The 13,377-nt window shown below is 63.8% G+C and carries 15 protein-coding genes; 6 read left to right on the forward strand and 9 right to left on the reverse strand.

Annotation, left to right across the window (positions count from 1 at the left end):
* Positions 1-445 precede the first annotated feature (445 nt).
* Positions 446-901 carry a cyclic nucleotide-binding domain-containing protein gene (locus ACLKMW_RS10880; RefSeq protein ID WP_415724638.1) on the reverse strand — a complete coding sequence of 152 codons (456 nt, stop codon included), beginning with the start codon at positions 899-901 and terminating at the stop codon, positions 446-448.
* Positions 902-1,069: 168 nt separating this feature from the next.
* Positions 1,070-1,753: a response regulator transcription factor gene (locus ACLKMW_RS10885; protein ID WP_415724484.1), complete on the reverse strand. Its 684-nt coding sequence runs from the start codon at positions 1,751-1,753 to the stop codon at positions 1,070-1,072.
* A gap of 100 nt (positions 1,754-1,853) precedes the next feature.
* Here ACLKMW_RS10885 and ACLKMW_RS10890 point away from each other — a divergent pair, with 100 nt between their 5' ends.
* Positions 1,854-2,432, forward strand: a complete 579-nt coding sequence (locus ACLKMW_RS10890; RefSeq protein ID WP_415724485.1) for a L,D-transpeptidase family protein — start codon at positions 1,854-1,856, stop codon at positions 2,430-2,432.
* Between the two features lie 5 nt (positions 2,433-2,437).
* On the opposite strand, the gene ACLKMW_RS10895 is transcribed toward ACLKMW_RS10890, so the two are convergent.
* From ACLKMW_RS10895 to tsaD, 5 genes are read right to left on the reverse strand one after another with little or no spacing between them, the layout of a single operon-like run.
* Positions 2,438-3,127, reverse strand: coding sequence for a class I SAM-dependent methyltransferase (locus ACLKMW_RS10895; RefSeq protein ID WP_415724486.1), 690 nt, complete (start codon positions 3,125-3,127; stop codon positions 2,438-2,440).
* Entirely contained in the window at positions 3,082-3,516 is a 435-nt protein-coding gene (locus tag ACLKMW_RS10900; RefSeq protein ID WP_415724487.1) for an EVE domain-containing protein, read from the reverse strand. The genes ACLKMW_RS10895 and ACLKMW_RS10900 overlap by 46 nt, the downstream gene beginning before the upstream one ends.
* Positions 3,517-3,528: 12 nt before the next feature.
* Positions 3,529-3,825 (reverse strand): YciI-like protein, encoded by a 297-nt coding sequence (locus ACLKMW_RS10905; protein ID WP_415724488.1) that lies wholly within the window; start codon positions 3,823-3,825, stop codon positions 3,529-3,531.
* A gap of 25 nt (positions 3,826-3,850) precedes the next feature.
* A complete protein-coding gene (locus tag ACLKMW_RS10910; RefSeq protein WP_415724489.1) occupies positions 3,851-4,834 on the reverse strand; it encodes an NAD(P)H-dependent glycerol-3-phosphate dehydrogenase in 984 nt (327 codons plus the stop codon).
* Positions 4,831-5,919, reverse strand: coding sequence for a tRNA (adenosine(37)-N6)-threonylcarbamoyltransferase complex transferase subunit TsaD (gene tsaD, locus ACLKMW_RS10915; RefSeq protein ID WP_415724490.1), 1,089 nt, complete (start codon positions 5,917-5,919; stop codon positions 4,831-4,833). Before tsaD ends, ACLKMW_RS10910 begins: the two co-directional genes overlap by 4 nt.
* 94 nt (positions 5,920-6,013) lie before the next feature.
* Here tsaD and hemC point away from each other — a divergent pair, with 94 nt between their 5' ends.
* The 4 genes from hemC to ACLKMW_RS10935 all read left to right on the forward strand — a co-directional run bounded on the left by hemC (position 6,014) and on the right by ACLKMW_RS10935 (position 10,790).
* Positions 6,014-6,943, forward strand: a complete 930-nt coding sequence (hemC, locus tag ACLKMW_RS10920; protein ID WP_415724491.1) for a hydroxymethylbilane synthase — start codon at positions 6,014-6,016, stop codon at positions 6,941-6,943.
* Positions 6,944-6,945: 2 nt separating this feature from the next.
* The gene (locus ACLKMW_RS10925) at positions 6,946-7,665 is read left to right on the forward strand and encodes a uroporphyrinogen-III synthase (RefSeq protein WP_415724492.1); all 720 of its coding nucleotides are present in this window, start codon (positions 6,946-6,948) and stop codon (positions 7,663-7,665) included.
* 91 nt (positions 7,666-7,756) lie between these two features.
* Positions 7,757-9,142, forward strand: a complete 1,386-nt coding sequence (locus tag ACLKMW_RS10930; protein ID WP_415724493.1) for a COG4223 family protein — start codon at positions 7,757-7,759, stop codon at positions 9,140-9,142.
* Between the two features lie 16 nt (positions 9,143-9,158).
* Positions 9,159-10,790 (forward strand): heme biosynthesis protein HemY, encoded by a 1,632-nt coding sequence (locus tag ACLKMW_RS10935; protein ID WP_415724494.1) that lies wholly within the window; start codon positions 9,159-9,161, stop codon positions 10,788-10,790.
* 7 nt (positions 10,791-10,797) lie between these two features.
* On the opposite strand, the gene ACLKMW_RS10940 is transcribed toward ACLKMW_RS10935, so the two are convergent.
* Together ACLKMW_RS10940 and rocF are read right to left on the reverse strand one after the other, a co-directional pair.
* Positions 10,798-11,865, reverse strand: a complete 1,068-nt coding sequence (locus tag ACLKMW_RS10940) for an ornithine cyclodeaminase (RefSeq protein WP_415724495.1) — start codon at positions 11,863-11,865, stop codon at positions 10,798-10,800.
* Positions 11,866-11,870: 5 nt separating this feature from the next.
* Positions 11,871-12,791: an arginase gene (gene rocF / locus ACLKMW_RS10945; RefSeq protein WP_415724496.1), complete on the reverse strand. Its 921-nt coding sequence runs from the start codon at positions 12,789-12,791 to the stop codon at positions 11,871-11,873.
* Between the two features lie 128 nt (positions 12,792-12,919).
* Here rocF and ACLKMW_RS10950 point away from each other — a divergent pair, with 128 nt between their 5' ends.
* The gene (locus ACLKMW_RS10950; protein ID WP_415724497.1) at positions 12,920-13,360 is read left to right on the forward strand and encodes an Lrp/AsnC family transcriptional regulator; all 441 of its coding nucleotides are present in this window, start codon (positions 12,920-12,922) and stop codon (positions 13,358-13,360) included.
* Positions 13,361-13,377 lie beyond the last annotated feature (17 nt).

Below are 13,377 nucleotides of genomic sequence, written 5' to 3' on the forward strand. Positions count from 1 at the left end.
ACGGAAACCGTTCTGTTTTACCGATGACGTGGCGAATCCCAAGAGGGCGCCGCCGCTGAACTAGGGCAAAACCCTGCGGGCGGGTTCAGGTCGGCGACGCAGACTTCACATCGGACCGCAATCTGCGGTCCATATCGGCCTGTCAGTAACCGCCACCATTCGTTCCACCACCATTCGTCCCGCCGCCACCCATGCCGCCTCCACTCGCATCTGAGGTGCTCGATGGTGGCGGTGGAGCTTCGGTGCGTGGTGCGGTCTGGCAAGCTGTCAAAAGCAACGCCAGGAGCAGGATAAGCAGGCGCATCGCAATGGACCTCCCTTGTCTCTCGACAAAGAGCATCGCGCCGATCGCCGAAGCCGTCAATTGGCCTTGATCCGCCCTCGTCTGCTCCTGAAGGGAACTGGCTCGGAGCAAGCCTGGCGCGGGAGACCATTCGCTATTCTGCTAGGGCGCCAGGCGCGGCGCGACCTCCTCGATGCGGCGGATCAGCGCCTGCAACTCCTCGGTGATGCGCCTATGCAGCCCAATCGCCAGTTCCGGATATTCCTCCAGGATGCGGCGAAACATTTTACGATTGAGGCGCAGCACCTCCGCATCCGTAGCCGCCGCCGCACTGGTCAGCCGTCGCGTGTCGCCGACCAGCGCCAGTTCGCCGAGAATCGCCCCTGGTTTGACGGTTGCGATGGGCGTGCGCGCCGCGTCGCCTTCGCTGAACAATACGATGCTGCCCTTGACCACGACATAGGCCGAGTCGGCCTCGTCCTCCTCGAGATAGAGCTTGCGCTGTGCTGGCAGCCGCATCGATTCGGCGCCGAAGGCCAACAGGCGAAGCTGCTCCTGGCTGAAGCCCTCGAACAGCCCCACGCCGGACAGAATGCGGATGTCGTCATCCAGCGCCATAGTGTCCCCGACTGCGTAGTGCATGATCCACCAAAGTCAGCATCTTTGGTGGATCATGCGCTAATTCAATAGCTTAGAGCGTGATCGAAGGCAAAACCGGAATTTCCCCCGTGATCGCCCGCCCCTCTGGCGCTCCTGCCCCGCATGCGGTCCCCCAACCGCAGCCGGTCAGGGAACCAGCTTGTATCCGCCGCTTTCTGTCACAAGAATTTCAGCTTTGGAAGGATCGCGCTCTATCTTCTGGCGCAACCGATAGACATGCGTTTCAAGCGTATGGGTGGTGACGCCCGAATTGTAGCCCCAGACTTCCTCCAGCAGCACGTCCCGGGTCACCACTTTCTGGTCGGCACGATAGAGATATTTGATGATCGATGCTTCCTTCTCCGTCAGGCGCACCTTCGCCCCTCGCTGATCGAGCAGCAATTTCTGGCTCGGCTTGAAGGTATAAGGCCCGACCGAAAACGTCGCGTCCTCGCTCTGCTCATGCTGGCGCAACTGCGCCCTGATCCGCGCAAGCAGCACCGCGAAACGGAACGGTTTGGTCACATAGTCGTTGGCGCCGGCCTCAAGCCCGAGAATGGTGTCGGAATCCGTGTCATGCCCGGTCAGCATGATGATCGGCGCCTTGTAACCGCCCTTGCGCAGCAGCTTGACTGCCTCGCGCCCGTCCATGTCGGGCAGGCCGACATCCATCACCAGAAGATCGACCAGCCCGGCGCGGGCGGCGGCAACACCCTTGGCGGCGGTGGCTTCCTGCAGCACATCGAATTCCTCGTAGAGCGACAGTTGCTCGACGAGCGTGGCGCGCAGGTCTTCGTCATCGTCGACGATCAGGATGGTGCGTGATGTCATGGATCAATCCATTGTTTTGAAATCAAGAATTCTGTTGACCACTCATCGTTTATGCGGAACCTCGTCGCCGAGACAGGCGGTCACGGTGATTTGTTTGCGCATGCGATCATACTCCAAAAAACGTGAGTACAATGCGGCTGGGGCAAAAATACGCAAAGGCCTGCGCATAGTGACGGTGCGCGCCAAGCCGGGCGACCAGCGCAGGGGCCTCCTGAACGCCGGCGGTACGGTGTTTTCCTGCGCGCTGGGAAGCGGCGGCATCTCGGCAAACAAGCGCGAAGGCGATGGCGCCACGCCGCTGGCGGCCATGCGCATACTATCCGGCTATCACCGCCGCGACAACCTCGCGCTCCCGCCGACGCGGCTGAAGATGACTCCGATCGGCCCTCGCCTTGGCTGGTGCGACGCGCCGCACGACCGCAACTACAATCGCCCGGTCAAGCGGCCTTATCCGGCAAGCCACGAAGATATGTTGCGGGCGGACCACCTCTATGACGCCTGCCTGGTTCTGGATTGGAACATCCGGCCGCGACGAGGGGGACGCGGCAGCGCCATCTTTTTCCACCTCGCGCGACCGGGCTTAACGCCGACACATGGCTGTGTTGCGATCACCGCAAGGGCCATGGCGCGGCTGTTGCCGCATCTTTCAAGACACACGATTTTGAAGGTTCTGCGGTAACTCGTTCAGGCGAAACGCCACACCGTCGTTCGCTTGACCTCCGAGTCCTCCAGCGCGCGAGTGACCGCAACCTCGTAGACGGCGAGCGCTTCCAGCCCGCCCTTCGGCAAATAGGCGCGACCAGGATCGCCAACGAGGACGGTCGCGCCGCGCTGCCGAAGCGCGGCAAACCACGGGCCCAGCCGGTCGGCCAGCGGCTTGTCGTAGAACACGTCGCCGGCGAGCACCACATCCCAACCGTCGTCAGTGCCGATCCGGTCGACGCCGGAAAAGCCCAGGCGAAGTCCGTTAGCTCGGCTGTTGAGCTCGACGGCCATCCGGCAGAAAGGATCTATATCGGCGGCTACGACCTCGCGCGCCCCGGCCTTTGCCGCGGCGATCGCCACCAGCCCGGAGCCGGAGGCGAAGTCGAGCACGTATTTGTTGCGCACAGTCTGCGGCTGGTCGAGCACATAGCGGGCCAATCCTTGCCCACCGGCCCAGGCAAACGCCCAATAGGGCGGCGGCAGGCCTATCGCCGCCAGTTCTTCCTCCGTCTTGTGCCAGAGATCGTGGGCCTCATCGGCGAGGTGAAGCTTAATCTCCGGCACATGTGGCGGCGCCATCAGCGCCGTATTGGCAAGGATGAAGTCTCTGGCGGCCTTCGGTGTCACGGCGCCGGATCGAGCCCGCCCATGCGACAGACTTCCCGCCATTCGTCGGGGGTAACCGGCTGCACCGAAAGCCGCATCGAGGTGACCAGCGCCATCTTCGCCAACGCCGGATTAGCCTTGGCATCCGCCAGGCTCACCGGCTTCGGCATGTCGCGCACGGCGCGAATATCGACGCATTCCCAGCGCGGATCGTCCGTCGTCGTATCATGGTGGGCAAGTGCGCAGACTTCGACGATGCCAACCACCTCCAACCCCTCGTTGGAATGATAGAAGAAGCCGAGATCGCCGATCTGCATGGCGCGCATATTGTTGCGCGCCTGATAGTTGCGCACTCCGTCCCATTGCTCGCCGGCCTTGCCCTTCGCCTTCAGCATATCGAAGGAGAATTTGAACGGCTCGGACTTGAACAGCCAATAGTTCTTCACGCTCATGCCGCCCATGCCTCAACCGTTCGCCGGATTGTTGAAAACCCAATTCCACGGCTGAATCTCGACAGCCGCGAACAGGCCAGCCTTCGCATAGGGATCGCCCGCTGCGATCGCCGCCGCGGCCGGCTTGTCTGCTGCATCGATCACCACGAGACTGCCGCATGGATTGCCGTTGTCGTCGAGAAACGGGCCGGCGAATTTAAGTGTGCCGGTGGCGTTGAGGTCCTTGAGATAGGCGACGTGGTCCGGCCGGATGTCGAGCCGCAATTGCAGATGATCGGGCTTGTCCTTGCAGATGAAGGCAAACAACATGTCTTATGGCTCCTCGGCGGCTAGGTTATTCGGCTTCGTGGCGCAGCGGCCGCGACATCAGCGCCGACACCGCTTGCTGGATGGTGATCTGGCCCGACAGGATCTGCGCAACGGCGACAATGATCGGCGCGTCTACGCCCCGCTCCCGGGCAATCCTTGAAGCGATGCCCGCAGTGGCAACACCTTCGGCGAGCGGACGCCCGGCAAGGGGCTCGCCACGGCCGAGCGCCAGCCCGTAGGCGAAATTGCGCGACTGGGCGGACGAGCAGGTGAGCAGCAGATCGCCAAGCCCTGAAAGACCCATCAGCGTTTCGGGCCTTGCGCCGAAAGCCGCGCCGATGCGGCGCAGCTCCACGAAACCACGTGTGACCATGGCTGCCTGCGCGCTGGCGCCAAGGCCGGCACCAGTGACGGCGCCGGCGGCAATCGCGAACACGTTCTTCAGCGCGCCGCCGATTTCGACGCCGGTGAGATCGTCGGTGGAGTAGCAGCGGAACATCTCGGTCGAAAATCGATGCGCAAGTTCCGCGGCACGCGCCTCCTCGCGCGCGGCGACGACCACGGCGGTCGGCAGGCCGCGCGCGACATCGGCCGCGAAACTCGGGCCGGACAGGAATGCCACCGGATTGCGCCCGACAATCTTCTCGGCGATTTCGGACAGAAGCGTGCCGGTGTCGCTCTCTATGCCCTTGGCGCAGATCACCAACGGAACGGAATCCGGAATATGGGTCTTGGCTTGCCCAAGCACCTGCCGCAGCACCTGCGCCGGCGTGACCACGAGCACGCAATCTGCCCCTGCCAGGGCGGCTGCGAGATCCGTGGTCGCTTCAAGCTCCGGCTCCAGCCGAATGCCGGGCAGATAGCGCGGGTTTTCACCCTTGGCGAGTGCCGCCACTGTTTCGGCGTCACGCGCCCACAGCCGCACTTGGTGGCCGGCGCGCCGCATGGTGAGCGCAAGCGCCGTCCCCCAGGCGCCGCCGCCCAAAACGGTCACACGATAGTCGGTCATGCCTTGGCCCCCCGTCGTCCCGAACCGACACGCGGCGCCGATATGCCATCCAGCGGCCAGCGCGAGCGCGGCACGAAATCCATCGCGTCAGGCTCGCTGAGGCCGGCGCGCAGCCGCTCGATGCCGGCCCAGGCGATCATCGCCGCATTGTCGGTGCAAAGCGCGTGCGGCGGCGCCACAAAAGCGAAACCCCGCTCGCTGCACAGCCTCTCGAGCGTGGCGCGAATCTCGCGATTCGCCGCAACCCCGCCGGCGACCACCAGCGCCGGTGCAGCGGCACCCGGATACTCCTCGTGGAAGCGGGTAAGCGCGCGGCCGACGCGATCGCCAAGCGCATCGGACACCGCAGTCTGGAACGACGCGCAGATGTCAGCGACATCCTGCTCGCCAAGAGGAGCGATGGCTGTCGCCGCCTGGCGCACGGCGGTCTTCAATCCGGAAAACGAAAAGTCCGGACGTACCTCGCCCTTCATCGGGCGCGGAAAGACGAAGCGCGCCGCATCGCCCCGCGACGCCGCCTTCTCGACATTCGGTCCGCCCGGATAGGGCAGACCAAGCATCTTGGCCGTCTTGTCGAAGGCTTCGCCAAGCGCATCGTCAATGGTGGTGGCCCAGCGCTGATAGTCGCCGACGCCAGCAACCCGCACGATCTGGGTGTGGCCGCCGGAAACCAGCAGCAGGAGATAGGGAAACGGCAGGCCGTCCGTCAGCCGCGCCGTCAGCGCATGGCCTTCGAGGTGGTTGATCGCAATCAGCGGCTTGCCCGCGGCCGAGGCGATGGCCTTCGCCATCATCAGGCCGACGATCAGCCCGCCGACGAGCCCCGGCCCGGCAGTGGCGGCAATGGCATCGATATCGCCAAGCCCGGTCTCGGCATTTGACAATGCTGCTTCGATGATGCCGTCCAGCGCCTCGACATGAGCGCGCGCGGCAATTTCCGGCACCACGCCGCCGAAGGCCGCATGCTCCTCTATCTGGCTCAGCACGACATTCGACAGGATTTCGGGCGCAGCTCCCGGACGAAGGCCGACCACGCTGGCCGCGGTCTCGTCGCAGCTTGTTTCGATCCCGAGCACGCGGATCATGGCGTCATTTCGTTGCATTGCCCGACCGTTGTTTCCCCGATAGGAGGATAAAGGGTATAACCCATCGCCGGGTGGGTATCACGGACCGAGCCTCATGCAAACAAAAGCGTTGAAAATCGGCACGCGCGCCAGCCTTCTGGCGCTTGCGCAAGCCACCGAAACCCGCGATCGCCTGATGGCGGCGCACGGGCTTGGCGAAGACGCGTTCGAGATCGTGCCGCTCACCACCACCGGCGACCAGATCCAGGACAAGCCTCTGTCCGAAGTCGGCGGCAAGGGTCTGTTCACCAAGGAATTGGAAGACGCGCTGTTCGACGGACGCATCGACATCGCGGTGCACTCGTCGAAGGACATGGCGACAGTGCTGCCTGAGGGCCTCCATGCCTCCACCTTCCTGCCGCGCGAGGACCCGCGCGACGCCTTTATCGGCAGGCTTGCCCCCTCCATCGAGGAGCTGCCGCAGGGCGCCACCGTCGGCTCTTCTTCCTTGCGTCGACAGGCGCTGATCCGGCGCATGCGGCCCGACCTGAACGTCATCATCTTTCGCGGCAACGTGCAGACGCGTCTGCGCAAGCTCGACGATAAAATCGCCGATGGCACAATCCTGGCCAATGCCGGCCTGCGCCGCCTCAACCTTACCCACATCATCACCGACCTGATGCCGCTGGACAGATTTCCACCGGCCCCCGGCCAGGGTGCAATCGGCATTGAAAGCCGGATAGGCGATGCGAATGTGGACCGCCTGCTGGCGCCGATCCACCATGCCCCGACCGGCCACGCCCTTGCCTGCGAACGAGCCTTCCTGCGCGTGCTCGACGGCTCTTGCCGCACACCCATCGCCGGCCATGCACAGGTGGAGGGCGACCGTCTCACATTCTACGGGCTGATTCTGTCGCTCGACGGCAGCGAAGCGCATGAGGTGCGGCGGGAGGGCACAACCGCCGAGGCCGCCGCCATCGGGCGCGCCGCAGGCGAATATCTGCGCCAGCAGGCCGGCACCCGCTTCTTCGAGGCATGGGGCTGAGAATGGCCGGCGCTCGGGTGCTGGTGACGCGCCCGGAGCCCGGCGCGTCGAAAACCGCACGGCGGTTGGAGGAAGCCGGATTTTCGCCCGTCATCCTGCCGCTTTCACGGACAGTGCCGTTGCCGGTTGGTATTTTTCCTACCGGACAGATCGATGCGGTCGCGGCGACCAGCGTTAACGCGCTTCGACATGCTCCCGCCGATCTGATCGCATCGCTCGCCTGTCATCGTTGCTTTGCGGTTGGCGCAAAGACGGCGGCTGTCGCGCGAGAGATGGGGTTTGCAGCGATTGTCGAAGGGCATGGCGATGCGGCAAGCCTTGCCGACATGCTCCTTGGCGAACCGGATATTGCAAATGTCGTTTATCTTGCTGGCCGAGTGCGGCGGGACGGGTTCGAGGACCGCCTTGCCGGAGGCGGCATAAAGATTTCCGTTATCGAGACATACGACACGCGGCCGGTAAAATACATGCCCGACGAACTGGATGCGGCGCTGGACGGCGGCACGATAGATGCCGTGCTGCTCTATTCGGCGAAGGCAGCCGAAGGGTTTTCAAACCTGCTTGCCGACCCGCTCCGGCATTCCCTTTTCGAAAGCGCGCGCTATTTCTGCCTTTCGCCAAGGATCGCCGCAGCTTTGAGCGGCGGCTCCAGGTCCAGGATTTTCACGGCCTCGAAGCCGACGGAGGACGATCTGCTGGCACGGCTGATCGAGGTCTTGTGACGCCCCGCCATCACCCGGCCCCTTTTCACATCATGCTGGTGTGATAGGGGTTCATGGTCCCACCCACTAGCAGGCAACGCGGAGTTCTCACATGGTCAAGACGCCGAAGATGCGGCACTCGAAACCACATCGGGACCCGGTGACGATCGACTTGGAGCCAGGTGCGGTTTCACGCGTTTCGGGCACCGAAGCACGCACGGAGGCCGACACCGAGGAGCAAGCCGACTTCGACCGGACAGCGACGTCGGACGCAGCCTCACCCGAGGATATCGCCACCGAAACCTCCACCGCCAAGACGGAATCCGGATCGGAACAGCCCGAGCCCTCCGGCTATGATTTTTCAGCAGACAGCGCGGCAAACAACAGCAGCGGCGGCGAGCCTCAACCAGTGACGCGCCCCGAGGAGACTGCGAGGAAGGCCGATTCGCGACCTAGCGGTCTTTCGATGCTTGCCGCCGGCCTAGCCGGTGGGCTGGTCGCGCTCGCCGGTGCCGGCGCGTTGCAGTTCGCCGGAATTCTGCCGACAGCCGGCTCTAACGGCACGTCGGCACTAGAGCCCGTCCAGGCTGAAGTCGCGCAAATGCGGCAGGACCTCGTGACGCTCAGGGACAATGCCGGCGGCAGCGATGCCGGATTGACGGGCCGCGTCGATGCGCTCGGCCAATCGGTCGAGCAGGTGAAAACTGATCTCGCTGGCCTGCAACAGGCCCTTTCATCTGCCGACAGCGGCGACGCCGGTGGCAACGAGGCGCTGAATGGCCGCATAGACGAGATCGAAAAGTCGATCGCGGCGCTGCGTCAGCAGAACAATCAGACCGAAGCCGCCGACATCGGCGCTATCAACGAACGGATTGCTGAGGCCGAGGCCTTGGCCAAGACGGCGAGCGACGCCATGACGGCGGCCAACAGCCGCGTTGCCGCACTCGAGCAATCGCTCAATTCCATGTCGAAGACGGTCGAAGCGCAGGCCGCCCAGCCAAAGATCGCGCTTGCGATTGCCGTTTCCGCCTTGAAATCGGCGACGGAGCGCGGCGGTCCGTTTCAGGCTGAATTGGAGACGTTCGCGGCGATCGCGCCCGATGCGCCGGAAATCGCCGCCCTTCGCCCCTATGCCGAAGAGGGTGTGCCCTCCCTCGACGATATCCTCGCCGAAAGCGATGCCGCGGTGAAGGCGATGATCGCCGCCTCGCGGCCGGTGGACGAGCAGGCCGGCTTCTTCGACCGGCTTTTGACCAGTGCTGAATCGCTGGTCACCGTTCGGCCTATCGGCGCTGTGGAAGGAACCGGCGTGCCGGAAACCGCCGCGCGCATGGAACTTGCGGCAAAGGCCGGAAACCTCGAAGAGGCGCTGGCCGAATATGACAGCCTCCCGGAAACGGTGCGGGCGGCGGGCAGTGAATTTGCCGGGAAGATGCGCGCGCGGCTGGAAGTGAAGAAGCTCGTCGATCAGGCAATCGCCGACGCGATGAAGTCATGAGGCGAGGGGCAGGCCAATGATCCGCATCCTGATTTTTCTAGCTGTCGTCTTTGCTCTCGGCCTGGGCTTTGCCTGGCTCGCCGACCGTCCCGGCGACATGGTGGTGACCTTCGGCGGCTATCAGTATGAAGTCAGCCTGATGGTCGCGGCGGTCGCCGTCACCGCCATTGTCGCCGCCCTCATGCTCGTCTGGTGGCTGGCCAAGGCAATCTGGAACAGCCCTTATACGATCGCGCGCTATTTCCGTGTTCGCCGCCGTGATCGCGGCTATCAAGCGCTGTCGACCGGCATGATAGCGGCCGGTGCCGGCGACGCAGCGCTGGCGCGCAAGATGAACAAGCAGGCGAAGCTCATCCGCTCCGACCAGGAGCCGTTGATCCAGCTGCTCGACGCACAGGCCTCCTTGCTCGAAGGCGATCACGAAACGGCGCGCCGCAAATTCGAGTCGATGCTCGATGATCCTGAAATGCGGCTGCTCGGCCTGCGAGGACTTTTCCTCGAAGCCGAGCGTCTCGGCGACAAGGCCGTCGCACGGCACTTTGCCGGCCGCGCGGCCGAGATCGCCCCGCAGCTTAACTGGGCCTCGGATTCCACCATCGAAGAGAAGGTGGAGCGTGGCGAATGGGATGCGGCCTTGCAACTCGTCAACGCACAGAAGTCGACCCGTCAGATCGAGCCGGCGGCCGCAAACCGCCGTCGCGCGGTGCTTTTGACCGCCAAGGCGATGTCGCTTCTCGATGTCGACCTGCCGAACGCGAAACTCGCCGCCGTCGAGGCAAATCGTCTTCAACCGGACTTTACGCCGGCGGCATTGATCGCCGCCAGAACGCTTTTCCGGCAAGACGACATACGCAAGGGCTCGAAGCTGCTGGAAGCAGCCTGGAAAGCCGAGCCGCACCCCGAAATTGCAGCTCTCTACGTCCATGCCCGTCCAGGAGACGCCGTTCTCGATCGCGTCGCGCGGGCGCGCAAGCTTCAGTCGCTGCGGCAGAACCATGCCGAATCGTCCCTTGCCGTCGCACGTGCCGCGCTCGACGCCGGCGACTACAGAGCCGCCCGCGCCGAAGCGGAAGCCGCCATCCGCATGCAGCCGCGCGAAGGTGCTTATCTGCTGCTGGCGGATATCGAGGAAGCCGAAACCGGCGACCAGGGCCGAGTGCGGCAGCTTCTGGCCAAGGCGGTGCGGGCACCGCGCGATCCGGCCTGGGTGGCCGATGGCGTCGTATCCGAGCACTGGGCTCCCGCCTCGCCCGTCACCGGCAAATTGGACGCCTTCGAATGGCGCGTGCCGGTCGAGAAACTAGCACCCTTGATCGAGCAGGAGGATTTTTCAGCGGCCGACACCAAGCCCGCGATCGCCCCGCCCGAGATCATCGCCCACGACGAAGACAAGATCATCGATGTCGCACCGGCGGCGACCGAAACCCCTCCCGCCGGCAGCGAGCCCATCGCCAATGCGGACGGCCAGACCGGCGGCAAGTCGCAGCCGGCTGCGGAAGCTGACACGGCCGCCGCCGCAGCTACGCCTCCACCGGACGTGGAAAAGCCGGGTGAGGAAGACAACGGGCCAATCCGCCTGCCCGACGATCCGGGCGTGGAGCCGGAAGATGCTACCCAACAATCGTCGAGCCGCTTCCGCCTGTTTTAAGCCGCCGCTATCCACCCGCGGTCGCGGCGCCTTCCTTTGCAGCCGCCCGCAGCAGCATGCCGAACAGGTCGCGCGGCTCATCCGGATCGGCAAGCAGGTCGAGCTCCTCGTACAGCCCGGTATGTCGAAGCTGGTCGCGGACATAGCGTAGTGCGGAAAAATCCTCGATGGCAAAGCCGACGGAATCGAACAGCGTTATCTGCCCGCTGTCGCTGCGTCCCGGCGCATTTCCGGTCATCACCTGCCAGAGTTCGGTGACGGGATAATCGGGGTCGAGCTGCTGGATTTCGCCTTCGATACGAGTTTGGGGCGTATACTCGACGAAAATGCCGGAGCGGGTCAGTATATCGCGGTGCAGCTCGGTCTTGCCGGGGCAGTCGCCGCCGACCGCATTTATGTGAACGCCGGCACCGACCATATTGTCTGTCAGGATCGTCGCATATTGCTTGTCGGCGGTGACGGTGGTGACGATCTGCGCGCCCTCGACCGCTTCCTGGCCTGAAGTGCACGCGGTGATGTCGAAACCTTTGTTGGCGAGATTCCTCGCACATTTGCGTGTCGCCGCGGGGTCTATGTCATAGAGCCGCAACCGGTTCACCCCGAGCAGCGCCTTGAAGGCGATCGCCTGGAATTCCGACTGCGCGCCATTGCCGATGATGGCCATCGTGTCGGCCCCCTTCGGCGCAAGGTATTTCGCCGCGACTGCCGAGGTTGCCGCGGTGCGCAATGCGGTGAGTATGGTCATTTCGGTGAGCAACATCGGATAGCCGCTGCCGACATCGGCGATCACGCCGAACGCTGTCACCGTCTGCCGGCCTTCTCGCGTGTTCTTGGGATGGCCGTTGACATATTTGAAGCCGTAGAGCTTTCCGTCGCTGGTCGGCATAAGCTCGATCACGCCTTCGGCGCTGTGCGAGGCGACCCGCGGCGCCTTGTCGAACAGCTCCCAACGGCGGAAATCCTCTTCGATATAGGCGGCGAGCTCGGTCAGGAAGCGTTCGACGCCGATGGCAAGCACCAGCTTCATCATGTGATCGACGCTGACGAACGGAACGATATTGAGTCTTGCGTCCATGATGATCAGTAGCTCCTTGTCGGACGATCCATGATGCGGCGGCCCATGAGGCTTGCGGTCAGATCGACCATCAACGTTGCAGTACGGCCGCGCTCGTCGAGAAACGGATTGAGCTCGACAAGGTCGAGGCTGGTCACCAGCCCGCTGTCGGAAAGCATCTCCATCGCCAGATGCGCTTCGCGCACGGTCGCACCGCCCGGAACAGTGGTGCCGACCGCCGGCGCGATGGACGGGTCAAGAAAATCCACATCGAGGCTCACATGCAGCATTCCGTTCACAGCAGCGACGCGTTCCAGAAAGGCGCGCAGCAGAGGCGCGATGCCGTGCTCATCGATTGCCCGCATGTCGTGAACCGTCACGCCGGCGCGGGTCAGCGCCGCACGCTCGGCGGCGTCCACGCTGCGCAGGCCGAGCGTGCAGATGCGCTCCGGTTCCACTGCGGCGGCGAGCGGCGGAAAATAGGGTTCAAAGCCGGGTTGCCCGCTGGCATAGGCAAGCGGCACGCCGTGCAGATGGCCAGTGACTGTGGTGTCGAGCGTGTGGAAATCGGGATGGGCATCGAGCCAAAGAACAAAAAGCGGGCGGCCAGTTTCGGCGGCGCGGCGGGCCACGCCTGAAACTGTCCCGGCCGAAATGCTGTGGTCGCCGCCGAGAAAGATCGGCATCGCATCGGCACTTGCCGCATAGGCAGCGTCGGCTATCGCCGCTGTCCATGCCGAGATTTCCGGTAGCGACTTAACTGCAGGATTGCTGTGTGCGCGAACCGGCGTCGGTGTTGCCGAAACAGCGCCGAGATCCGTGACCTCATGGCCCAGTTCGACAAGTGCTGCGACGAGACCGGCGGTCCTGAGTGCGCTCGGCCCCATCTCGCATCCCATGCGACCGGCACCATCCTGAACTGGTGCGCCAACAATCCGGCAGTGCATTCCGCTATCTCCAGGAAACCCTTCGCTAATGAAGGCCAATTCTCCGGCGATATGAACAGTGAGGATTGGCAATTACCGCATCGATGCTTATCATACTGAGCAGAGCAATTGCCGTTTTGGTAAATCGATTGGACTCTCTCGACGAAAATCTCATTAAATTACTGCGCCATGACGCCAGACGCAGCATTTCCGACCTTGCCGGCGATCTTGGGGTTTCGCGAGCAACCGTTCGCGCGCGCATGGAGCGCCTGGAACGCAGCGGGGATATCATCGGCTACACCGTTATCCTGCGAACTGACGCCGCCGACCAGCAGTCTATCCGCGGCATCATGATGATAGACATCGAGGGACATGCCGCCGACCGCGTGGTGCGCGCGCTTGGCGGGCTGGCAGAGGTCTCGGCGATCCACACCACCAATGGAAGATGGGATCTGGTGGCCGAACTCAGCGCCGCAACGCTGAGCGATTTCGATGCAGTGCTGCGGCGCATCCGGCTGATTCCGGGGATCACCGGCAGCGAAACCAACCTGCTGCTGGCAACGCCACGCAGCACAAGGGCCCGCCTGTAAAACCCACAGGCTCAAAG

It is taken from the genome of Borborobacter xinjiangensis (assembly GCF_047739745.1).
In the GTDB taxonomy this organism is placed as follows: domain Bacteria; phylum Pseudomonadota; class Alphaproteobacteria; order Rhizobiales; family Rhizobiaceae; genus Pseudaminobacter.

Coding starts and splice junctions, on each gene's coding strand:
- ACLKMW_RS10940 (WP_415724495.1), bottom strand. CDS start 11,865: ATGGACGCAAGACTCAATATCGTTCCGTTCGTCAGCGTCGATCACATG.
- ACLKMW_RS10925 (WP_415724492.1), top strand. CDS start 6,946: ATGGCCGGCGCTCGGGTGCTGGTGACGCGCCCGGAGCCCGGCGCGTCG.
- ACLKMW_RS10935 (WP_415724494.1), top strand. CDS start 9,159: ATGATCCGCATCCTGATTTTTCTAGCTGTCGTCTTTGCTCTCGGCCTG.
- tsaD (WP_415724490.1), bottom strand. CDS start 5,919: ATGATCCGCGTGCTCGGGATCGAAACAAGCTGCGACGAGACCGCGGCC.
- hemC (WP_415724491.1), top strand. CDS start 6,014: ATGCAAACAAAAGCGTTGAAAATCGGCACGCGCGCCAGCCTTCTGGCG.
- ACLKMW_RS10930 (WP_415724493.1), top strand. CDS start 7,757: ATGGTCAAGACGCCGAAGATGCGGCACTCGAAACCACATCGGGACCCG.
- rocF (WP_415724496.1), bottom strand. CDS start 12,791: ATGCACTGCCGGATTGTTGGCGCACCAGTTCAGGATGGTGCCGGTCGC.
- ACLKMW_RS10885 (WP_415724484.1), bottom strand. CDS start 1,753: ATGACATCACGCACCATCCTGATCGTCGACGATGACGAAGACCTGCGC.
- ACLKMW_RS10910 (WP_415724489.1), bottom strand. CDS start 4,834: ATGACCGACTATCGTGTGACCGTTTTGGGCGGCGGCGCCTGGGGGACG.
- ACLKMW_RS10895 (WP_415724486.1), bottom strand. CDS start 3,127: ATGGCGGGAAGTCTGTCGCATGGGCGGGCTCGATCCGGCGCCGTGACA.
- ACLKMW_RS10905 (WP_415724488.1), bottom strand. CDS start 3,825: ATGTTGTTTGCCTTCATCTGCAAGGACAAGCCCGATCATCTGCAATTG.
- ACLKMW_RS10880 (WP_415724638.1), bottom strand. CDS start 901: ATGGCGCTGGATGACGACATCCGCATTCTGTCCGGCGTGGGGCTGTTC.
- ACLKMW_RS10900 (WP_415724487.1), bottom strand. CDS start 3,516: ATGAGCGTGAAGAACTATTGGCTGTTCAAGTCCGAGCCGTTCAAATTC.
- ACLKMW_RS10890 (WP_415724485.1), top strand. CDS start 1,854: ATGCGATCATACTCCAAAAAACGTGAGTACAATGCGGCTGGGGCAAAA.